This window comes from Mariniflexile gromovii, assembly GCF_017814435.1.
Lineage (GTDB): Bacteria > Bacteroidota > Bacteroidia > Flavobacteriales > Flavobacteriaceae > Mariniflexile > Mariniflexile gromovii.
This window is the reverse complement of the sequence record NZ_JAGJCB010000001.1, coordinates 181775-204957: the sequence shown is the minus strand read 5'-3', so window position 1 is coordinate 204957 and position 23183 is coordinate 181775. Positions and strand designations below refer to the sequence as shown.

The window sequence follows — 23183 nt, the reverse complement described above, 5'->3', positions numbered from 1 at the left end:
TTTGAATTATTGGAAACTATGCAAATCAACGATAAATCTGGAGTACAAGACTATATAGCAAATACACAGCGCTACGAAACCATGACCTATAACAGAACAGGGAAAAGCGGTATACTTTTATCTGCTTTATCTATTGGTTTATGGCATAATTTCGGATTTATCGATAACATTCAAAACGGTAGAGACATTTTACGTACTGCTTTCGATTTAGGAATTACCCACTTCGATTTGGCAAACAATTATGGTCCTCCATACGGTTCTGCTGAAGAAAACTTTGGAACCATCTTCAAAAAAGATTTCAAAAATTATAGAGACGAACTGTTTATAGCTACCAAAGCAGGTTTTGATATGTGGCCTGGACCTTATGGCAATTTAGGTTCTAGAAAATATTTGATTTCTAGTTTAGATCAAAGCTTAAAGCGCATGGGACTGGATTATGTTGATATTTTTTACCATCACAGACCAGACCCCGATACTCCTTTAGAAGAAACCATGGGTGCTTTGGCTGATATTGTGCGTCAAGGAAAGGCGTTATACGTAGGTATTTCAAATTACCAACCCAAGGAAACCCAAGAAGCTGCAGAAATCTTAAAGCGTTCAAACGTGCCTTTTATACTGCACCAAGCGCGTTATTCGATGCTTGACCGTTGGGTTGAAGATGGGCTTTTAAATACTTTAGAGCAAAATGGTGTGGGCTGCATCGCCTTTTCTCCACTAGCCCAAGGCATGCTTACTGACAAGTATCTAAAAGGAATTCCAAAAGATTCTAGAGCCGCAAAAAGTTTAACTTATTTAAACGAAGAAACCGTAACCAGTAATATAGAAAAAGTGCAATTATTGGATGCCATCGCCCAAAAACGAGGACAAAAACTATCACAAATGGCTTTAGCATGGATATTAAGACAGCCACAAGTAGCTTCGGTTTTAATAGGTGCTAGTTCTTCAGGTCAATTAAAGGAAAATGTAAAAGCTTTGGATAACTTGAGTTTTTCCGAAGATGAATTGAAAATGATTGAAAAGATAGTTTCTTAAAAAACTACTCCTTAACAATAATAATAGTCGCTTTTACACCTGTTGCTAAATTCCATCGGTTTGCAGAAACTAAAATACCTTTATCATCAACTACTCGAAATTCTGCGGTATTTGGTCCCGATTCACCTTGGTTTAAAGCCAAAAAGTCTATTTTGTTAAATCCTTTTTGTAAGTCGAGTTTAAAGCCGCTAAACCCCCCATTTAAAAATACTCTAGCCTGCACCACATCATCATTAACCAATACCTGTATTAAATCGCCATCCACATAACCATGATCGCGATACGAGACATTTACAGATTGTGCATTACTTTTAAAATCACCAAAATACTGGTCGGTTAAACTTCCGTTTCTAGCCTCCACTTCCTCAGGTGTTAATTTGGTATTGGCTAACTGATCATCCAATTGCTTTGTATAAAGCTCGCCCGGGTTTCCAAATTTTTCGCCAAATAAAGAAAATTGTTTTTTAGGGGCTTCAACACCCGTAGATAAATTGGGCACATTTAAACTTCCAAAAGTGGAATTATTGTTGTTATCGGGTTGAGAAGGTATTGTTTTAGGAGTATTATCAACTTGTTTCTTGCTTTCAACCGCAGGAATAGCCGTAGATTTATTTTGGCTATCTATCTGGGCGTGAGCAAAAAATGTTGCTGATATTAAAATAAAAAATGACAAAAGTAGCTTCATCAGTTTTATAGGATGATTTTGGTTTATACTAATTATGGGCTTTAATAATACATCAAAGATATTTTTTTATCTTAAAACTGCCTTTAAAAGCCCCTATATTTTACAATGATTTAACAAAAACCGTTCCTTATTCATTAATTTTTCCACTATTCTTTATTTTCTTTAGTAATTTTTTAAAACAAAACATATGTTTCTGATAGCCTAGTACTTATGGTATTGTTTTTGTTATTTAAGTTTTTGTTAACATTTAAACTATAAAACATGAGACATTCAAAATTAATGCCCGAAGTAAATGCTGGCTCTATGGCAGACATTGCGTTTTTATTACTCATTTTCTTTTTGGTAACAGCTACAATTTCTTCAGATGAAGGGATTAATAGAGTATTGCCTGAAGAATGTCCACCCGGAATTGACTGTTCAAGCCCCATAATTGAGCGCAATGTTTTAAAAATAATCATAAATAATGATGATGAAATTATGATTGGCAACCAAATAGTACCCATTGAAGCATTGAAAAATACCACCAAGAATTTTATTGATAACAACGGTGACAATACTTGTGGTTATTGTAATGGTGAGAAATCATCCATGGCTTCTGAAAACCCAACCAAAGCGGTTGTTTCTTTGCAAACCGGACAACAAACCAGCTACAAACGGTTTATTGAAGTTCAAAATGAACTATCAAAAGCTTACTACGAACTTAGAAAAGTAAAGGAAGCCTACCCGTTTACACTTATAGAAACTGAAAACAATTAATTATTTCTTTATAGAATCTAAAGGTTTCAATACGCCATAGGAAATTGAAACCTTTTTTCTACCCCATTTTTTTGCAGCCTTTACATCGGTTCCCATATAGATGTCAATTTTGTTTTTCCAACGTGAGTGCATGCGGTCTTTTACAAAAAAAATACTGTCAAAACCTTTAATTTTCACTGGTGTATCACGTTTTAAACCCTTACGATATAAATCTCTTGAAACTGCTATGTAGTTCAATCCGGGTTTTAAACTGTCGCCAAACGCCGTAATATGCGGATTGGAATCGGTTTGCGATACTACTGAATTGTATGCCGACGCTGTAACCTTTAGATGGTGCCACGTATAATTTGCTTCAAAAGGAATTTCTTTTTCTTTGCAGCTATAAACAAAAACTAAAAACAGTAGTAGAAAAAACTTTTTAAACATGGCTTAATTTTAGTTTTTAAAGATACAAAATTACGATGCTAAAATATTGTAATAAAAAAGAGAGCTTTTTTGCTCTCTTCCATAGTTAAGAAATTTTAATTTGTTTAACAGGTTTCCTTTTTGCTTCTTCCCGTTTTGGAAGATGGATTTTTAAAATACCATCGCTATAATCGGCCGAAATTTTATCGGCATCTACAGATTCTGGAATTGTAAATGTTCTTTTGAATGAAGAATATCCGAACTCTCTGCGCGTATAGTTTTCATTTTTTTCATTGTTTTCTGTTTTGGTTTCAACACCTATAGACAATACTTGGTTGTCGATATTGATTTCAAAATCAGATTTTTTTAAACCGGGAACTGCCATGTCAATTACAAATTCGTTATCAGAATTAATAACATTTACAGCTGGTAAGGTAATACCCGTATTAAAATTAGACATAAACTCTGTTCCTAGGCCTTTACCTAGGATATCATCAAACCAAGAAGGTAAACTTGGTAATAAATTAAAATTAGGTTCAACTGGCTTTTTGTTGCCAGACTTAATTGTTGGAATTAGAGTACTCATAATTAAATATTTTAAAAGTTATACAATTAATTTTACTAGGTATAAGCAAATAAAATACCAATTGAAAATAACTGAAATTTTTTCAGTTATTCTGACAAATTTTCACATTAAAATACTTTAAAACAGACAATTAGTCAATAATTCAGCAAATTAATTAAAGCCGTTTCAAATCTGTTTTTAGGAAGATATTGTTCTTCTAACTGACTAGCAAACGGAATGGGAGTCTCTAAACTGCCAACACGTTTTACAGGCGCATCTAAATACTCAAAACAATGCTCCATAATTAAAGCCGAAATATCACTGGCGATACCACCAAATAAAGTGTCTTCTTGTAAAATAATAGCTTTCCCCGTTTTTTTAACGGAAGTAAAAATAGCTTCGATATCTAAAGGTTGCAGCGTTCGTAAATCTATTACATCGGCCTTTATGTCTAAGTTTTTGTCTAAAGTTTCTAGTGCCCAATGTACAGCTCCACCATAGCTAATTACAGTCACATCGTTGCCGTCTCTAAGCAATGAGGCTTTACCAAAAGGCAGCGTGTAATAATCTTTTGGTACTTCCTGACGGATGCTGCGGTATAAACCTTTATGTTCAAAAAACAGTACCGGATTAGGATCGTTTATGGCTGTATTCAAAAGCCCTTTGGCATCATAAGGAAATGCAGGATATACCACTTTTAGACCTGGTGTTTTGGTAAACCAAGCTTCATTGGTTTGCGAATGAAACGGACCTGCAGCTACACCACCGCCACAAGGCATTCTTAAAACAACGTTGGCGTTTTGTCCCCAACGGTAATGCGATTTTGCCAAATAATTAACTACAGGGTTAAATCCTGAAGAAACAAAATCGGCAAATTGCATTTCAACAACAGCCTTCATCCCTGCAATAGATAAACCCATAGCGGTTTCAATAATGGCCGATTCGCAAATAGGTGTGTTTCTTACGCGCTCTTTTCCAAATTGTTCTACAAAACCCTCAGTAATTTTAAAAGCGCCACCATATTCAGCAATGTCTTGCCCCATGATAATAAGATCTTGATGGCGTTCCATGCTTTGTTTTAAACTTTCAGAAATGGCATCAATAAATCGAATTTCTTTTGCTTCTGAATTATATGCAACATTCTGATAATTAAATTCTTGATATACATCGTTTAATTCGATACTTTCATTTGGAACGATGTCTTCTTCCGCGAAAGCGTTGTTTAAATGCTCGTTGATTTCATTTAAAATAGTCTCTTTTAATTGTGCATCTTCCTGTTCAGCTAAAATGCCTTGCGCTTTTAAAAATAGTTCAAAATTAACCACTGGGTCTTTTAATGCCCAAGCATCCATCAACGCTAGAGGGACATATTTAGTACCACTCGCCTCTTCGTGACCACGCATTCTAAACGTTTTAAATTCTAGTAAAACAGGTCGTGGATTATTACGAATGCTTCTAGCTATTTCAGTTACTTTGGTATAAACTTCAATAATATTATTACCATCAATAATATGGGATTCCATGCCATAACCTATGCCTTTATCGGCTATATGTTGGCAATTATATTGCTCGTTTGTGGGCGTTGAAAGTCCGTATCCGTTATTTTCAACACAAAATAAAACGGGTAATTGCCATACCGATGCTACATTTAAAGCTTCGTGGAAATCGCCCTCACTTGTGCCACCTTCACCTGTAAAAACAGCAGTAACTTGATTTTTGTTTTTCAATTTTGAAGCCAAAGCAATTCCATCGGCAACACCCAATTGCGGGCCTAAATGCGAAATCATTCCCACAATTTTATATGCTTGCGTTCCGAAATGAAAGGACCGATCTCTACCTTTTGTAAAGCCCGAAGCCTTTCCTTGCCATTGTGCAAACAATCGGCATAGGGGTATATTTCTTGAGGTGAAAACGCCTAAATTTCTATGCATAGGCAAAATAAATTCATCTTCATTTAAAGCCAAGGTTACACCTACGGCAATCGCCTCTTGCCCTATGCCAGAAAACCATTTGCTTATTTTTCCCTGACGTAATAAAACAAGCATCTTCTCCTCTATCAAACGTGGTTTTAACATGGATTTATACAAATGCAACAAGGTATTATTATCAAGTTGGTTGGTATCAAAATTTATATTAACGGTAACTGAATTATCACTCATAAATTTAGGTGTTTGGTAAAAACCAAATATACCATAAAAAGAGGAATTCATTTGCAAAGTAAACTCAATGCCATTGCATAAATCTTAGCAATGTTTTTGTACATTTGTTATAGAACATAATTAAAAGATTCCTCATGAATATTATACCAAGTGTAGATTTAAACGATTTTACATCGGGAGATGCTGTTAGAAAGCAAAAATTTGTAGACGCTATAGGAAAAGCCTATGAAGACATTGGGTTTGTAGCATTAAAAGGTCATTTTTTAGACGATGCTTTAGTTGAAAAATTATATGGCGAAGTAAAGAATTTTTTCAGCTTACCAGTTGAAACGAAACAAAAATATGAAATTCCAGGTATTGGTGGTCAACGAGGTTATGTATCGTTTGGAAAAGAAAGCGCCAAAGGTAAAAAAGAAGGTGATTTAAAAGAGTTTTGGCACTTTGGGCAATATGTTGAAGATAACCCAAAATTGGAGGCTGAATACCCTGGTAATGTTATGGTTGAAGAGCTTCCTGAATTCAATAAAGTTGGAAAAGAAGCCTATAAAATGCTTGAGAAAACAGCAAAATATGTGTTGCGCGCCCTTGCATTGCATTTAGGTTTGGAAGAAACCTATTTTGATAATTATATACACAACGGAAATTCTATATTAAGACCCATACATTACCCACCAATTACTGAAGAGCCTAAGGAAGCTGTACGTGCAGCAGCACATGGCGACATTAATTTAATTACGTTGTTAATGGGCGCACAAGGTCGTGGACTGCAAGTACAAAACCATAAAGGCGAATGGATTGATGCCATTGCTGAACCTGATGAGTTGATGATAAACGTTGGCGACATGTTATCCAGACATACCAATAACAAACTAAAATCTACCATCCACCGTGTTATTAATCCACCTCGCGAACTTTGGGGCACATCACGCTATTCCATTCCGTTTTTCATGCACCCTATAAGTGAAATGAAATTAAATGTTTTGGATGAATGTATTGATGAAAACAACCCAAAAGCCTTTGAAGATATTACAGCAGGCGAATTTTTAACAGAGCGTTTAATAGAACTTGGATTAATTAAAAAATAAATTTTAAGTGGCAATCGCAATGTTCTGAGAACTGCGGCTGCGACTGAATACTATAACTATGGACTTACAAGATCAATTAAAAAACCTTTTCCCAGATCATGTTCAGGAAGAACCAGTAGAAAACAATGATGAAGCATCAAAAATTTGGATGCAAGACGACCCCATTCTTTGTAAATATGAAAAACGCAAGGGCAAACCCATAACCATTTTAGAAGGTTATACGGGTGCTACCGAAGATTTTAAGATTTTAGCTAAAGAAATTAAAACCAAACTAAGTGTTGGTGGCAGTTTTAAGGATGATAAAATAATTATACAAGGCGATTATCGCGATAAAATCATGAAAATGCTAAAAGAAAAAGGGTTTAACGTTAAGCGCGTTGGCGGTTAATTTATGAACAAAATACCACTTCATGTCACCAATGGTTCCGTGTTAACCAATCGCCTCAATGAGCTAAATATTGAAGGAGACATCCTTACATGGCAAGAAATGCTGTGTGAAGGACCAACTGTAGAAAAAGTATATTCCGAAGAATTTTCAAAATTAAGAAAGAAATTTTTTAGTGATTTCTATGATATCGATTTAGTTATAAATGAAATTGAACAAGAGTTAGATAAATTAAATCATTCAGAAAAATATTCAGAAATTGTTCTTTGGTTTGAATACGATTTGTTTTGCCATATTAACATGATTGCTGTTATTAGTCTCATTCAACAAAAAAAAATCAAGCTGCCACTCTATTTGGTTTGTAGTGGTAAAGTTGAAAAAAACAAAAATTTAAAAGGTTTGGCAGAACTTAATTCAGGGCAGCTTTTGAAACATTATAGAGATAAAATAGAGCTGACTCCTAAAGATATCGATTTAGCCGTAACCGTTTGGGGTATTTACTGTGGCAAAGACCATAATTTGTTAAAGCCCTTCATTGTTACAAATTCCTCGTTTAAATATTTAAGCAATTGTTTAAAAGCGCATTTAGAACGTTTTCCGGAAACCAAAGATGGCTTAAATGTTATTGAACGTAATGTTTTAGAGATTGTAAAAAGTAGGAGCATAAAATCGAAACACCATTTATTGGGTTACGCCCTTAATTACCAAGGTTTTTATGGTTATGGCGACTTGCAAATTTCAAGAATTATTGAAAAACTCAGTATCTTTTTTACTGAAGAAGAAAATAGCATAAAATTGAATAGAAAAGGACACGAAGCCTTGCTTGGTCAGCATAATTTTGCTTTAGAAGTAAACAACTCAATGGTTTTTGGAGGCGTTAATAAATTCGATTTTCAATTCAATAAACAGGAAAATAAATTAATAAAAACTATTTATAATGCCCATTAAAGCGTCGGAACTTATATTAAATCCTGATGGCAGTGTTTACCATTTAAATTTAAAACCAGAAGATATTGCTAGTACCATTATTTTTGTTGGCGACCAAGACAGGGTTGAAAAAGTTTCAAAGCATTTTGATACCATAGAATTTAAAACTCAAAAAAGAGAGTTCAAAACCCATACCGGTAGCTATAAAGGGAAACGAATTTCGGTTATTTCTACAGGTATTGGACCCGATAACATTGACATCGTTTTAAATGAGTTGGATGCTCTTTTTAACATCGATTTAGAAACAAGGCACCCAAAGGCAAAACTTAAAAGCCTTGAAATAATAAGAGTTGGCACCTCGGGTTCATTACAAACAGATATCCCTGTGGATAGTTTCGTTTTAAGCACCCATGCCCTAGATTTAAATGGCATGCTTCACGCCTACCAAATACAATCCATTTGTAACCCAGAAATTGAAACTGCTTTTATAAAACAAACTAATTGGCATAGCAATAAAGCAAGACCCATTGTAATAAAAAATAGCGAATCTTTACAAAAAAAACTTGAAAGCAATGAAACGTTTAAAGGTTTAACGGCAACTGCAGGCGGGTTTTATGGCCCTCAAGGGCGTGTTTTACGCTTAGCTGTTCAAGATGAAGCCCTGAATAACAAAATGGATAGTTTCAATTTTGATGGTTTGAAAATTACGAATCTTGAAATGGAAACTTCGGCCATATATGGATTATCAAAATTACTAGGGCACCATGCGGTATCATTAAATGCGATTATAGCCAACAGAGCCCAGGGTACTTTTAGTGAAAACCCCTCACAAGTTGTTGAAAATCTTATAACTTATACCCTTAATAAAATTATTGAATAAAAGATTGATTTGATGAACAATGTAAAAATAGGTGGCGTACCTGAACATTTTAATTTGGCGTGGTATTTAACCTTAAAAAACGGAGAGTACAAAGAGGAAAACATCAATTTACGCTGGCAAGATTACCCAGAGGGTACGGGCGCCATGTGTAAAGCGCTCAGAAATAAAGAAATAGATATTGCTGTTATACTTACTGAAGGCATCATAAAAGATATTATTGATGGGAACCCTAGTAAAATTGTACAGACTTTTGTGCAAACACCTTTAAATTGGGGAATTCATGTGGCAAAAAATTCACCTTATAAAACCATTGAAGATTTAAAAGGTACCAAAGCCGCTATTAGTAGGTATGGTTCGGGGTCGCATTTAATGGCTTTTATCAATGCTGAAAATAATAATTGGGATTTAAAAAACGATTTGAATTTTGAAGTTATTAACGATTTGAACGGTGCTATTGAAGGTTTAATAAATGGTACTGCCGATTATTTTATGTGGGAGAAATTCACTACAAAACCACTTGTTGATAACGGAACCTTTAGAAGAATAGGCAACTGCCCTACACCTTGGCCTTGTTTTGTAATTGCTGTAAGAGAAGATTTTATAAAATCCCATAAAGATGATTTAAAAACAATTTTAGATATTATAAATAATACAACTTCAGAATTTAAAGACATTCCAAGCATAGATAGAACTATTGCCAATAGGTACGAGCAACAATTGGACGATGTACGCGAATGGTTAAGTATTACTGAATGGTCGCAAAGCTTAATCGATAAAAAAACGGTTCATACCATTCAAAAAGAATTGTTTGCTTTAAACATAATTCATGAAATGGTGCCTTATGAAAAGCTAACACATAAACTTTAGATAAGTGTTAATGTTTCTCAAAATATAGATGAAAAATTTATTAAAAAGTTACTTTTGAATTTCAAAAATTAAAAATATTCATGAAAAAACTACTTTTATTAACTGCTGCCATTGCTATAATTGCTTGTAAAGAAGAACCGAAAGACTACGTAACACTGTCTGGTAAAATCACAGATAAAAATAGTGACTCCATTGTAGTAAGATCGCGTACCTATTCCAAAACTATTAAAGTAAATACCGATGGTACTTTTAGCGATACCTTAAAAGTAGAAACTGGTGTTTATAATTTTTTTGACGGCAATGAATCAACAAATTTATTTTTGAAAAACGGTTTCGATATCAATATTACTTTAGATACAAAACAGTTTGACGAAACGATAACTTATACAGGAACTGGTGCAGAACACAGTAATTTTTTAGCAAAAAACAGCTTAATGCAAGAGCAACTTTTAGATATGGACGCATTGAGCAATTTGGATATGGAAGGCTTAGAGTCAAAATTTGGTGAGATTAAAACTAAATTAACCGAGTTTTACAATGCAAATAAAAATATTGACACCTCAATAACGAATGCGTTATCTAAAAACATAGACCCGATGCTAAATTACTACAAAGGGTATTTAGCGGAATCTATTGCCTTAAAAACAGAATTGGCAGCAGGTGTAGCTTCACCAACTTTTGAAGATTATGAAAATTATAATGGAAGCAAAACCTCATTATCCGATTTAAAAGGGAAATATGTGTACGTAGATGTTTGGGCTACATGGTGCGGACCATGTAAGGCTGAAATACCATCGTTAAAAGCTTTAGAAAAACAATACCACGGTAAAAACATTCAATTTGTAAGCTTATCTATTGATGATGATAGAAGCCACGGTGGTTCTTGGGAAAAAGCACGTGAAGATTGGAAAGCAATGATAGCCGATAAACAACTCAGCGGCATACAATTATTTGCTCCAAACGGATGGCAATCACAGTTTGTTTTAGATTATAAAATTAAAGGAATTCCTAGATTTATTTTAATTGACCCCAACGGTAATATTGTAACTCCAGATGCACCAAGACCTTCAAGTAGTGAGTTAACAAAATTATTTTCGTCTCTAAATATTTAACAGAATATTTTTTATAAAATTTAACCACGAATACACGTTTGTTAATTATGCTGTATTCGTGGTTTTTTTATTATTTCTTCTTTTCATCTACAGGCTCCTCAGCTACTTGCGGTTGCTCAGGTTGTTTAAATAAATCTTTGTAGGCTTCACCTAAATAGTCAATAACATGACTTGCAATTAAGCTTTGATACCCAAAATCTTCAACAGCAATATCAGCCGATTTTCCGTGTAAATAAACACCAAATACACTGGCGTCTAACGGGTTGTACCCTTGCGAGATTAAGCCCGTAATAACCCCTGTTAATACGTCACCACTTCCTGCAGTAGCTAAACCAGGATTTCCGGTAGAGTTTACATATAGCTTATCTTGAGATACCGTTATTGTATTTGCCCCCTTTATCACAATAATTAAATTATGTTTTTTTGAAATAGCTTTTACCTTTTCCAATTTATCAAAATCATCTGTCCATTTTCCTACTAAACGTTCTAATTCTTTGGGATGTGGCGTTAAAATGGTTTGTTCTGGCAATAATTTTAATAAGGTTTTCTTTTTTGTTAAAATGTTAATACCGTCGGCATCAATAACAAGTGGGGTTTTGTTTTTCTTTAAAAAATCTTCAAATGCTTTAATGGTTTTAGCATCAGTTCCTACACCTACACCAAAACCGATAACAGTTGGTTTCATTTCAAAAGAAATATTGGTAATTTTTTCTTCATCAGCATCTGTAATCACCATGGCTTCAGGAAATGAAGATTGCAAAGGCATATACCCACATTTTGGCACATACACCGACACCAATCCTGCACCAGCAGCCAAAGCACCTCTACCGGCTAACGTAACGGCTCCAATTTTCCCATAACTGCCACCAATTATTAAGCTATGTCCAAATTGTCCTTTATGTGAAAATTTATCTCTAGGCTTATATACTGGCAATACTTCGTGTTTTCCTATTAATTCTACTTCTGTAGCTGTTTCTGATAGAAAATTTACATCTAAACCAATATCCAGCACTTCCCATTGTACCGTGTATTTTACTGTTTCAGGTAAAAAGAACACCAATTTAGGCGTTACAAAACTTAAAGTATAGCTTGCCCAAACAACGGCATCTTCATCTTGAGGTACTTTATCGGTATCTAAACCGGAAGGCACATCAATTGACAACGTAAACGCCTTCGACTTTCTAAAATGCACAAATAAATCTTTCACCCAAGTATCAACAGGTCTATTTAATCCAATACCAAAAATGGCATCTACAATAATATCTTGAGCATTTATTTCAGGAAAATCTTCCTTACAACTTAAAAGTGTGGGCCATTCTTTCGTTACATTTTTAATCCGATCATAATTAATTAAAAAATCTTTCGAACGCTTATCACTACAATTAACAACATAGGTTTTAACATTGTAACCATCTAAAATTAAATGTCTTGCCAAAACCAAACCATCGCCACCATTATTGCCAATGCCACAAAATATATGAATGGGCACTTGTGCCCCTTGCAAACGTACATGCATCCAATTAAAAAGCTGTGCGCCTGCACGTTCCATTAAATCGGTTGATGATACTTTTTGGCGTTCTACGGTTAGTTTGTCGCCTTCGTAGATTTGTTCTTTCGAGAAAATTTTCATCTATTAAATATTTTAAGCAACACTAATATTACGCATTTTTATATATTAAATCAAACCATAGCTTTGTATAAATAAAAAATCCTTAACTAAAATTAGCCAAGGATTTATTCATGTTTCCTAAATGATGGTTTTTATTCCTTTATAAACTTAATCATTTCAAAATCATCTAATTTCAAAAGATATAATCCGCTGTTTAGCGACCTAATATCAATTTTGTTGTTATAAGATATACTACCTCTCACCAATTCTTTTCCTGTCATGTTATAGATGATATAATTTTTGGTTTCCATCAAGCCGGAAAGACTAATATAACCAGTTGATGGATTGGGGTATGTTTTAATTCTGTTTTTTAAGCTCACATCAATGTTTGATTGTGTACTGGTGTCAATAGTACTTACGCCTCCATAAAACGTGTCTTTTTCAGTAGTTGCATACGAGCGAATATAGTAAATAGTGTTTGCTGAAATATCGGATAATTTATAGCTAAAAACCGTTTCTCTATTATCGGCAATAATTTTAGTGTCTAGAACCGTTGGGGTCTTTTCTGAAGTACTATAAACAAAACCTCTTTCAATAATAACAGCTTCTTTATTACTAATAATTTCCCCAGTCATATCTATTTCGTTGGTTGCATTATTTAAACCTGCACTACCACTTATTTCTGTTTTTGTAATATCGGATTTTTCAAGGGTCAGTTTTGAAGTTTCTTGTGCCTGATTAGATAAAACAAACACGAAACATAGAATTGTTGAAATTCCTTTTGAGAGCGTTTGATGTTTCATTTTTAAGGGTTTTAGATGAATTAACAATACAAATATATGAAAAATCTTATTTAAAACAAATTTTATCGAATAAATTTGATTTTAATCGATTTATTTAATAACTTTTGAAAGAAATAGAATGCATTTTGAATGTAAACTAGACTTAAACATGAATAATCCGCTATAAGAAATTTTAAAACCTATTTGGAATATTATAGATTTTTCAATACTTATTTTTAAATAGTTGTTTTTCTTAAATGAAACTTCATTGAATATAAGAATACTATAAAAAGGGATTTTTAATTTTTTTATAAGGTTAAATGTGATATTTTTGAATTCTATTATTTTCAGACAAAATGAATCATTTAAACCAAAATATAAACCCGTCATTTTCTTTTACAACAAAAAGAACAGTTTCTATTTTTGGAACAACTACAATTATTACAACCCCTTGGGGTTGCTAATTAAATATTCTTCGGTCTATCTTTGTGGTTTTTATAATCACAACATCTTTAATATTCTATATAAATCATCAATTCATTAACTAATGAAAGTTTTAAAATTTGGAGGAACTTCTGTAGGTTCGTCAAAAAACATAAATAACGTTATTAGCATCTTAGAAGACTATGCTAAAAAAGACAAAGTAGTATGCGTGGTATCGGCAGTTGGCGGTATTACCGATAAATTACTTTTGGCTGGGAAACAAGCACAAAATAAAGAAACTAACTACATTGAAACCTTTAATTTAATTAAGGACATTCATTTTAACATCGTGAATGAACTTAATTTAGACAAAAGCTCGTCTATCATCGCTTTTGTTGATGAAAAACTAAATGCACTTAAAAGTTTACTGGACGGCATCTTTCTTATAAATGAATTATCGCCAAAAACATCTGATAAATTAGTGAGTTTTGGTGAATTGCTATCATCTTATATTATTGCTGAAACCATGAAAAACCGTGGATTATCGGCTGAAAGCAAAAATTCACAAGAATTATTAGTTACAAATTCAAACTTTACAAAGGCTGAAGTAGATTACACCGTTACCAATAAAAATATACAAACGTATTTTGATTCGGCAAATCAACAAATCACCATACTGCCTGGTTTTATCTCAAAATCTAAAATAGGAGAACAAACTACATTAGGTCGTGGTGGATCGGATTTTACAGCAGCCATTGTTGCGGCAGCATTAAAGGTTAAACAGTTGGAAATTTGGACCGATGTTAGTGGCATGTTTACTACCAATCCAAAATTGGTTAAACAGGCCTACCCTATTGAAAAAATATCGTATCAAGAAGCCATGGAATTGTCGCATTTTGGCGCGAAAGTGTTGTATCCACCAACAGTACAACCTGTTCTGGATTTGAATATTCCTATTCATATTAAAAACACTTTAGAGCCTGAAGCTGCCGGCACCATCATTTCTAACGATGAAATAATTTCTACCTCACCTGTAAAAGGCATTAGTAATATTGGAAATATCGCCTTGTTAACCCTTCAAGGTAGCGGCATGATTGGTATTCCTGGGTTTTCCAGACGTTTATTTGAAGTGCTTTCTCAGGAAAAAATAAATGTTATTTTAATTACGCAAGCATCTTCAGAACATTCCATTTGTTTGGGTATAGATGAAAATGATGCTGAATTGGCTAAAACCACTATTGATGCCGCTTTCGAAAATGAAATCGCATTACATAAAATTGATCCGATTATTGTTGAAAAAGAGCTTTCAATCATCGCTTTAGTGGGTGATAACATGAAGAACCACCAGGGAATCAGTGGTAAAATGTTCAGCGCTTTAGGAAAAAACAATATCAATATTAGAGCAATTGCACAAGGTGCTTCAGAAAAAAATATTTCGGCCGTTATTTTGCAAAGTGATGTTAAAAAAGCATTGAACACCTTGCACGAACAGTTCTTTGAAAGTAAAACCAAACAACTTAATGTATTTATTACGGGTGTTGGAAATGTGGGTGAAAAATTAGTTGAGCAAATAAAACAACAACGCAAATATTTAAAAGAGAACCTAAAAATCAACTTGCGTATTGCTGGATTGTCCAATTCCAGAAAAATGATTTTTAGTGAAGAAGGCATTGACTTAACCAATTGGAAAGAGCAATTGGAAAACGGGGAAAAAGCAACTTTGGAAGGCTTTTTCGAAAACACAAAAACCTTAAACCTTCGCAATAGTATATTTGTGGATGTTACTGCAAATAAGGATGTTGCGAATTTATACGAAAAGTATTTACGCCAAAGTATTGGCGTTGTAGCGTGCAATAAAATTGCTTGTTCTAGCGATTATGAAAACTACAAATTATTAAAGCGCTTATCATTAAAATACAATGCGCCTTATTTATTTGAAACCAATGTAGGCGCAGGCTTACCAATTATTGATACGTTAGGGAATTTAATAGCTTCTGGAGATAAAATTACATCTATCCATGCTGTGTTATCGGGTAGTTTAAACTTTGTGTTCAACAATTTCAACGATACTACTAAATTCTACGACGTTGTAAAACAAGCTGCGGCTGAAGGCTATACAGAACCAGACCCTAGAATTGATTTAAGCGGTGTGGATGTGGCTAGAAAAATTTTAATTCTTGCTAGGGAAAGCGGTATTGAAATGAATTTGGAAGATATTGAAAACACTCCTTTCTTATCTGAGTCTGGAATGGAAAGCGATACAGTTGATGATTTTTACCAAACCTTAATCGCAGACGAAGCACATTACCAAGCTTTATACGCATCGGCAAAAGCAAAAGGTTGCCAATTAAAATATGTGGCACAATTTAACGATGGAAAAGCAAGTGTAAGTTTGCAGGAAATCCCTAGCGATCATCCATTTTACAACCTAAAAGGAAAAGATAATATTGTGATGTTTTACACACAGCGCTACCCAGAACAACCTATGATTATTAAAGGTGCCGGTGCAGGTGCTGATGTTACAGCTTCTGGCTTATTTGCTGATATTATTAGAATTGGAAATGATTAAATAAGACTTTGAGAATAGAGAAAAAAGAATTAAGACAATGTGTAGTCTATTTTCTTTTCTCTATTTTTTTTTTACCTAAAAAAATGAACGAAATAAAAATATTTTCTCCAGCAACCGTAGCCAATGTAGCCTGTGGTTTTGATGTGTTAGGCTTTTGCTTAGATAGTGTTGGTGATGAAATGGTGATTAGAAAAACTGATAAAAAAGGGATTTTCATTACTAAAATTGAAGGTGGGTTCGATTTACCCTATCAAGCAGAATTAAACGTAGCTGGTGTTTCCGCGTTGGCTTTGTATGAAGCAGCAAAACCGGATTGCGGATTTGAAATTGAAATCAACAAAAAAATAAAACCTGGAAGCGGCATAGGAAGCAGTGCTGCAAGTGCTGTTGGTAGTGTTTTTGGAATGAACGAACTTTTAGGAAGACCATTCAATAAAACACAATTAACAGAATTTGCTATTAAAGGCGAAGCTTTAGCCAGTAAATGTGAGCACGCAGATAACCTTGCCCCTGCCCTATTTGGTGGTTTTACGCTTGTAAAAAGTATTTCTCCTTTAGAAATACTAGAAATTCCGTCTCCAGACGACTTGTATGTTACCATCATTCATCCACAAATTGAAATAAAAACATCTGAAGCAAGAGCTATTCTTCCTAAAGAAGTCCCATTAATCGATGCCATTACTCAATGGGCAAATTTTGGAAGTTTAATTCACGCGCTACATACTGGTGATTTTGGCTTAATACAGCGCTCACTTAACGATGTGATTGTAGAGCCCTATAGAAGTCAACTAATTCCACATTACAACAAAGTAAAAACCGAAGCTTTAAAAGCAGGTGCGTTAGGTGCAGGAATTTCAGGCTCAGGACCTTCAATATTTTCTTTAAGTAAAGGAATTGAAAACGCTAAAAATGTGAAAGATGCAATGAAAAAAGTATATTCAAATACGGAAATAGATTTTGATATTCATGTCTCTAAAATCAACAATAAAGGCGTTAAAATTATATATTAGAAGAAGATTTTATTAAATTCTATAATAATGCACGCATTTCATAAAAACATTAATAAAACCTCGGTAACATATTACGGTCTTCCGTCTTCTGTCATCGGCCAATTTTAAAACAATGAACTACTACTCATTAAACCATAAAGCACCAAATACGTCGTTTAAAGATGCCGTTGTAAAAGGAATTGCACCAGATAAAGGATTGTACTTCCCTGAAACTGTCACACCTTTACCAAAAAGTTTTTTTGAAAATATTGATAATTTATCGCATTCTGAAATTGCTTTTGAAGCGATTAAACAATTTGTGTCACCAGAAATTCCCGAGGAAATTTTAAAAACAATTGTTGAAGAAACTTTATCATTCGATTTCCCAGTTGTAAAACTGAATGAAAACATTTCAACATTGGAACTGTTTCATGGTCCAACCATGGCGTTTAAAGATGTTGGAGCACGTTTTATGGCACGATGTTTAGGCTATTTCAACCAAAACAACGATAAAGAAGTTACTGTTTTGGTAGCAACTTCTGGAGATACAGGCGGAGCGGTTGCCAATGGTTTTTTAGGTGTAAAAGGTGTTAATGTGGTGATACTTTACCCTAGCGGAAAGGTGAGCGACATACAAGAAATGCAATTAACCACTTTAGGCCAAAATATTAAGGCACTGGAAGTTAATGGTACTTTTGACGATTGTCAAGCCATGGTGAAAACCGCATTTTTAGACGAAGAACTTACCAACCAAATGCAGTTAACCTCTGCAAACTCCATAAACGTAGCGCGTTGGTTGCCACAATTATTCTATTTTATGTTCGCTTATAAACAGTTGCACAAGCAACATAAAAACATTGTGTTTTCGGTACCAAGTGGTAATTTCGGGAATATATGCGCGGGTATGATGGCTCAACAATTAGGTTTGCCTATTAAACATTTTGTCGCATCTAACAACGCCAATAACGTTGTGACACGTTATTTAATATCGCAATTATACGAACCAAAACCATCAGTACAAACCATAAGCAACGCCATGGATGTTGGCGCACCAAGTAACTTTGTTCGTATTCAAGAAATTTACAAAAATAATTTTGACGTCTTAAAAACAAATCTAACATCATTTAGTTATTCTGATGATGAAACCAAAAAAGCCATGTTAGAAATGCACGCAAATTACAACTATGTAGCCGACCCACATGGCGCTGTTGGTTATTTAGGCTGCAAGGAATATTTAAAAGAAAACCCTAACGCACATTGTGTATTTTTAGAAACAGCACACCCAACAAAGTTTTTAGATGTAGTTGAAGAAGTAGTTAAGGTAAAGCAACCTTTGCCCTCACAAATTCAATCTGTTATGGGTAAAGAAAAAGTATCAATTATTATTTCAAATTATAATGATTTAAAAGCTTTTTTATTGAAGAAGTAATTTCTGTTTTATTTTAAATCTCTATGAATTGGTTCATCTTAATTATTGCTGGATTATCGGAAGTTGCATTTGCTTTTTGTTTAGGAAAAGCTAAAGAAACCATTGGAAACGAGTCTATCTATTGGTATGCAGGCTTTTTGGGATTTTTAATATTAAGTATGGCATTGCTAATAAAAGCAACCAACCAGCTTCCTATTGGGACTGCTTATGCAGTTTGGACTGGTATTGGAGCAGTGGGAACCGTGTTGCTTGGTATTATAGTTTTTAAAGAACCAGCAAGTTTTTGGAGGATTTTCTTTATTACCACACTTATTGCCTCAATTATTGGTCTGAAGGTGGTTTCCAATTGATTGAAAGTTTTTGTTTCTTGTTTTATTTTATGAAATATTCTAAAAATATATAAAGTTTATTAACTCCCGCTTCAACAAAACGTTATTGTACTTTCATTACATTTCTTTCTTGTAAAAAATGTTGTTCTTTTCTTTAGTTAACGCTAGAGAGTCGTTTGTATTGAATATTGAACTCTTATTTAATAGTTTATTTCAGATGTTTTTTTTTTAAACAACCAATGTTTTATCATATTTTTTCAAAATTGCAAAAACATCTTGTTTGCTAAAGGGTTTGGATAGTATGTCGTCAAACCCTAAATCATCCAACTTATTAATGAGTTCTGTACTTGGTATGTTAGCCGTAAATGCAATAACTATTAAATTCGGTCTGTGCTCTTTTATATGACTTATAGCTTTAAATCCATTCATTTGAGGCATTTCTAAATCTAAAAACACCAAATCAATATCGTTATAAGATTTTACTTTTAATATCGCTTCAACACCATTTGTAGCTTCATAAATTTTTGTAACATGTTTTTCCAATAGTTTTTTAGCATACATCATACTTATCATGTTATCTTCAACTAATAATACCGATGAGCTCATTAAAAAATCAATATTAAAAATTTCTTCTTTGTGTAATTTATTTGGTAAAAAAGCAAGGCGTTTTAAAGTTAAAGTAAATTTAAAGCAAGTACCTTTATTTAATTTGCTTTCTATTTTTATCTCAGAATTCATGGCTTCTATTATAGATTGCGATATTGCTAACCCTAAACCTGTACCGCCATAAACTGGGTTGTTTTCATTGGTAATTTGATGGAAACTTTCAAATACTTTTTTAATATTATTAGGGGCAATACCAATTCCTGTATCTATAACACTAAATTGGATTTCTACAGTATCGTTATCTAAATTGATCAGTTCTGCAGAAAAAGTTATTCGTCCTTGTTCCGTAAATTTTATAGCGTTCGATATCAAATTATATATGACTTGAGCAAAGCGTTTTTCGTCAATACTAACTACTATTCCTACCAATTTTGAATCAATTTGAGAATGAAGTTCCAAATTTTTTTCTTCTGCCTTACCAATAAACGGGATTGTAATTTTGTTTAGAAAATCATATAACACTTTCGGCTCGTTGATTAATTCAAAAAGTCCTGATTCAATTTTATGTATATCAAGCATATCGTTAACCAACAAAAGCATATTGTTATTGCAATGATCCAATATTTCAAAATACTTAGTATTGGGAGCTTTGTTTGGGGTATCTCCTAAAATTAATTGGGTAACACCATTGATACTGTTAATTTGTGTTCGTAATTCATGCCCTAAATTGGACAACACTTTGGTTCTTCTATCTTTCTCGCTTACAGCTTGTTTTTTGTCATTATAAATTCTTTTTATATATGATTTATTGTGTGTGAGTGCCTGCATTGAAAAAATCATGGTTAGTACAAAACAAACCAATGAATTTAAAATGAATTTAAAATGTGTCTGTTCATGAGTTAAATGCTCATAATAAACAGAATACATAGGAGAAATTAAAACTGATGTAACTATAAATAGGAAGACCATGGAATAAAGAATATTCGTATGCTTTTGGAAATATACTTCATGACGAATAACATACGGTAAGACAAAAATCAATCCTAATTGATACCAATAGTAACCAGACATCAAACCTTCTAAATAAGACAAACATACTGTAGAAATACCCAAAACAATATAAACAATATAAGGGCCTGCTAAATAATTTCGTCTCACTAAAAGAACATAAACACTTATACAAAAACCAACAAGAGGAAATAAAGTAATAATGGCAGAAGCTATTAGATTATTATTATAACTACTAATTACGTAGAAAATATTAGTTAAAATAGCTGACAAATAGATAAGCATTGCTAGCTTAAAAAAAGATTTCCTTTTTAACTCTTCAAAATTAAGATTATTTATTTTTTGCGCCATATTACAATTAAATGTAGACAAAAGAAGTCTTTCTATCGTTTAAAAGCAAGATGTATTGATAATTTTTGCTGTATTTAAATGGACAAAAAATAGAAATAGAAATGATGCATTCTTTTAACAAACCTTTTACTCTATCGGTAAAAACGTTATTATATATTTTCAATACATTTGTTTTCACAAAAAAAATAAATTTTCTGTTATTACAGAAGCAAAAATTATAAACTTCAATGAAAGATACAGTCTTAACAAAAACTCACGAAGCACTAGGCGCTAAAATGGTGCCTTTTGCAGGATTTAATATGCCCGTTCAGTATGAAGGAGTCACTGCAGAGCACGAAACCGTTAGAAAAGCCGTTGGGGTATTCGATGTATCGCACATGGGTGAGTTTTTAATTGAAGGTGAGCATGCTTTAGAGCTTATTCAAAAAGTAACAACTAATGATGCTTCAAAATTAACCATAGGGAAAGCTCAGTACAGTTGTATGCCAAATGATGAAGGCGGCATTGTAGACGATTTAATTGTATATCGTATAAAAGACAACACCTATTTACTGGTTGTAAACGCAAGCAATATAGAAAAAGATTGGAACTGGATCAGTTCTAGAAATACCATGAACGCAACTATGCGAAATTTAAGCGAAGACTATTCCCTACTCGCAATTCAAGGTCCTAAAGCTGTTGAAGCCATGCAAAGTTTAACCAGTCATGATTTATCTGCTATCAATTTTTACAACTTTATTGTAGGCGATTTTGCGGGAATAGAACATGTTATTATTTCTGCAACCGGCTATACAGGCAGCGGTGGTTTCGAGATTTATTGCAAAAACAGCGAGGTGAAACAAATTTGGGACGACGTATTTGAAGCTGGTAAAAATTTCGGCATCAAACCCATCGGGTTAGCTGCTCGTGATACCTTGCGTCTAGAAATGGGTTATTGCCTGTACGGAAATGATATTAACGATACCACATCACCCATTGAAGCTGGTTTGGGCTGGATAACAAAATTCACCAAAGACTTTACAAATTCCGAAGCCTTAAAAAAACAAAAAGAACAAGGTACAGACCGTAAATTAGTTGCTTTTGAGTTGGATGAACGCGGAATTCCACGACATGATTATGATATAGTTGACAGCCATGGAAATAAAATAGGCATTGTAACTTCAGGTACAATGGCACCTTCTTTGGGTAAAGGTATTGGTTTAGGCTACGTGCCAACTGTTTTTGCTGAAATTGGAAGTAAAATATACATCCAAATTCGAAAAAACGCCATTCCAGCAACGGTTGTAAAACTTCCGTTTTATAAAGGCTAATATGCAAAACTTCAAAGCTATTTTAGATGAAATATATGCTGATGCTAAACGTGCAAAAGAAAAAGGCACTGTAGCATCTTATATTCCAGAATTGGCACATGTGGACGAAAATAATTTTGGTATTCATTTAAGAACCTTAGATGGTTTTGAATATGGGGTTGGCAATTTCGATACCATATTTTCAATACAAAGTATTTCTAAAGTTTTGGCACTATCAAAAGCTATGGCACTCATTGGCGAATCGGTTTGGGAACGTGTAGATGTAGAGCCTTCAGGTAGCCCTTTCAATCAATTAGCCTTATTGGAAATTGAAAATGGTATTCCACGAAATCCGTTAATTAATTCTGGAGCCATCGTTATTTCAGATATTCTATTAACACATTTAAAGAACCCAAAAGAAGATTTTTTAAATTATGTTAGGGAATTGGCGAGTGATCCAAATATATACTACAATTTAGAAGTTGCTCGATCTGAAAAAAATACGGGTTTCAAAAATTATGCAGCGGCAAACCTCTTAAAATCTTTTAATAATTTAGTGAATCCTGTTGATGATGTTTTAGATTTTTACTTCCATCAATGTTCTATAGAAATGACTTGTAATCAAATATCAGATGCATTTTTCTTTTTAACAAATAAAGGCAATTGTTTAACTAATACGGCACACTTAACAGGCGCGCAAGCAAAACGTATCATTGCCATCATGCTCACTTGCGGTTTTTATGATGAAGCGGGCGAGTTTGCTTTTGAAGTTGGATTGCCCGGAAAAAGTGGCGTTGGCGGTGGCATTGTCGCTTTACTTCCAAACCATTTTGTAATTACCACCTGGTCTCCAGGGTTAAACAAAAAAGGTAATTCCCTACTTGGTATGCAAGCCTTAGAGCAGTTTACCACAAAAACAAAATTATCCATTTTCTAAAGAT

Annotated in this window: 21 protein-coding genes; 14 read left to right on the top strand and 7 right to left on the bottom strand. The window is 33.6% G+C overall.

Annotated elements, in window-relative coordinates:
- Nucleotides 1–18 precede the first annotated feature (18 nt).
- A complete protein-coding gene (mgrA, locus tag J8H85_RS00800) occupies nt 19–1032 on the top strand; it encodes an L-glyceraldehyde 3-phosphate reductase (protein WP_209651696.1) in 1014 nt (337 codons plus the stop codon).
- Nucleotides 1033–1036: 4 nt separating this feature from the next.
- Here mgrA and J8H85_RS00795 read toward each other — a convergent pair whose 3' ends face one another.
- Nucleotides 1037–1717, bottom strand: coding sequence for a hypothetical protein (locus J8H85_RS00795; RefSeq protein WP_209651695.1), 681 nt, complete (start codon nt 1715–1717; stop codon nt 1037–1039).
- 261 nt (nt 1718–1978) lie between these two features.
- Between J8H85_RS00795 and J8H85_RS00790 the strand changes: the two genes are divergently transcribed.
- The gene (locus J8H85_RS00790; RefSeq protein WP_209651693.1) at nt 1979–2473 is read left to right on the top strand and encodes an ExbD/TolR family protein; all 495 of its coding nucleotides are present in this window, start codon (nt 1979–1981) and stop codon (nt 2471–2473) included.
- Here the strand turns inward: J8H85_RS00790 and J8H85_RS00785 are convergent, their stop codons facing one another.
- The 3 genes from J8H85_RS00785 to J8H85_RS00775 form a co-directional block, all read right to left on the bottom strand.
- Nucleotides 2474–2899, bottom strand: a complete 426-nt coding sequence (locus J8H85_RS00785) for a 3D domain-containing protein (RefSeq protein WP_209651691.1) — start codon at nt 2897–2899, stop codon at nt 2474–2476.
- Between the two features lie 85 nt (nt 2900–2984).
- Nucleotides 2985–3464: an Hsp20/alpha crystallin family protein gene (locus J8H85_RS00780; RefSeq protein WP_209651689.1), complete on the bottom strand. Its 480-nt coding sequence runs from the start codon at nt 3462–3464 to the stop codon at nt 2985–2987.
- 134 nt (nt 3465–3598) lie between these two features.
- Entirely contained in the window at nt 3599–5602 is a 2004-nt protein-coding gene (locus tag J8H85_RS00775; protein WP_209651687.1) for an alpha-ketoacid dehydrogenase subunit alpha/beta, read from the bottom strand.
- A gap of 134 nt (nt 5603–5736) precedes the next feature.
- On the opposite strand from J8H85_RS00775, the gene J8H85_RS00770 reads away from it, so the two are divergent.
- The 6 genes from J8H85_RS00770 to J8H85_RS00745 all read left to right on the top strand — a co-directional run bounded on the left by J8H85_RS00770 (nt 5737) and on the right by J8H85_RS00745 (nt 10858).
- The gene (locus tag J8H85_RS00770; protein WP_209651685.1) at nt 5737–6687 is read left to right on the top strand and encodes an isopenicillin N synthase family dioxygenase; all 951 of its coding nucleotides are present in this window, start codon (nt 5737–5739) and stop codon (nt 6685–6687) included.
- A gap of 58 nt (nt 6688–6745) precedes the next feature.
- Nucleotides 6746–7075, top strand: coding sequence for a translation initiation factor (locus J8H85_RS00765; protein ID WP_209651684.1), 330 nt, complete (start codon nt 6746–6748; stop codon nt 7073–7075).
- Nucleotides 7076–7078: 3 nt separating this feature from the next.
- Complete coding sequence (locus J8H85_RS00760; RefSeq protein WP_209651682.1) at nt 7079–8020, top strand: DUF1835 domain-containing protein; 942 nt, start codon at nt 7079–7081, stop codon at nt 8018–8020.
- Entirely contained in the window at nt 8010–8879 is an 870-nt protein-coding gene (locus J8H85_RS00755; RefSeq protein ID WP_209651680.1) for a nucleoside phosphorylase, read from the top strand. Before J8H85_RS00760 ends, J8H85_RS00755 begins: the two co-directional genes overlap by 11 nt.
- A 12-nt stretch (nt 8880–8891) precedes the next feature.
- On the top strand, nt 8892–9746 hold the full coding sequence (locus J8H85_RS00750) for a substrate-binding domain-containing protein (RefSeq protein WP_209651678.1): 855 nt from the start codon (nt 8892–8894) through the stop codon (nt 9744–9746).
- 80 nt (nt 9747–9826) lie between these two features.
- Entirely contained in the window at nt 9827–10858 is a 1032-nt protein-coding gene (locus J8H85_RS00745; protein ID WP_209651676.1) for a TlpA disulfide reductase family protein, read from the top strand.
- 70 nt (nt 10859–10928) lie between these two features.
- On the opposite strand, the gene J8H85_RS00740 is transcribed toward J8H85_RS00745, so the two are convergent.
- A complete protein-coding gene (locus tag J8H85_RS00740) occupies nt 10929–12488 on the bottom strand; it encodes an NAD(P)H-hydrate dehydratase (protein ID WP_209651674.1) in 1560 nt (519 codons plus the stop codon).
- Between the two features lie 131 nt (nt 12489–12619).
- Nucleotides 12620–13270, bottom strand: a complete 651-nt coding sequence (locus J8H85_RS00735) for a T9SS type A sorting domain-containing protein (protein ID WP_209651672.1) — start codon at nt 13268–13270, stop codon at nt 12620–12622.
- Nucleotides 13271–13796: 526 nt separating this feature from the next.
- Here J8H85_RS00735 and thrA point away from each other — a divergent pair.
- The 4 genes from thrA (at nt 13797) to J8H85_RS00715 (ending at nt 19009) form a co-directional block, all read left to right on the top strand.
- On the top strand, nt 13797–16241 hold the full coding sequence (thrA, locus tag J8H85_RS00730; protein ID WP_209651669.1) for a bifunctional aspartate kinase/homoserine dehydrogenase I: 2445 nt from the start codon (nt 13797–13799) through the stop codon (nt 16239–16241).
- Nucleotides 16242–16324: 83 nt separating this feature from the next.
- A complete protein-coding gene (locus J8H85_RS00725) occupies nt 16325–17251 on the top strand; it encodes a homoserine kinase (protein WP_209651667.1) in 927 nt (308 codons plus the stop codon).
- A 112-nt stretch (nt 17252–17363) separates the two neighbouring features.
- Nucleotides 17364–18659 carry a threonine synthase gene (gene thrC / locus J8H85_RS00720; RefSeq protein ID WP_209651665.1) on the top strand — a complete coding sequence of 432 codons (1296 nt, stop codon included), beginning with the start codon at nt 17364–17366 and terminating at the stop codon, nt 18657–18659.
- Between the two features lie 23 nt (nt 18660–18682).
- Nucleotides 18683–19009 (top strand): DMT family transporter, encoded by a 327-nt coding sequence (locus tag J8H85_RS00715; protein ID WP_209651663.1) that lies wholly within the window; start codon nt 18683–18685, stop codon nt 19007–19009.
- Between the two features lie 207 nt (nt 19010–19216).
- On the opposite strand, the gene J8H85_RS00710 is transcribed toward J8H85_RS00715, so the two are convergent.
- Nucleotides 19217–20953 (bottom strand): hybrid sensor histidine kinase/response regulator, encoded by a 1737-nt coding sequence (locus J8H85_RS00710; RefSeq protein ID WP_209651662.1) that lies wholly within the window; start codon nt 20951–20953, stop codon nt 19217–19219.
- A gap of 227 nt (nt 20954–21180) precedes the next feature.
- Between J8H85_RS00710 and gcvT the strand changes: the two genes are divergently transcribed.
- Nucleotides 21181–22263, top strand: coding sequence for a glycine cleavage system aminomethyltransferase GcvT (gene gcvT, locus J8H85_RS00705; RefSeq protein WP_209651660.1), 1083 nt, complete (start codon nt 21181–21183; stop codon nt 22261–22263).
- A gap of 1 nt (nt 22264) precedes the next feature.
- Entirely contained in the window at nt 22265–23179 is a 915-nt protein-coding gene (locus J8H85_RS00700) for a glutaminase (RefSeq protein WP_209651658.1), read from the top strand.
- Nucleotides 23180–23183 lie beyond the last annotated feature (4 nt).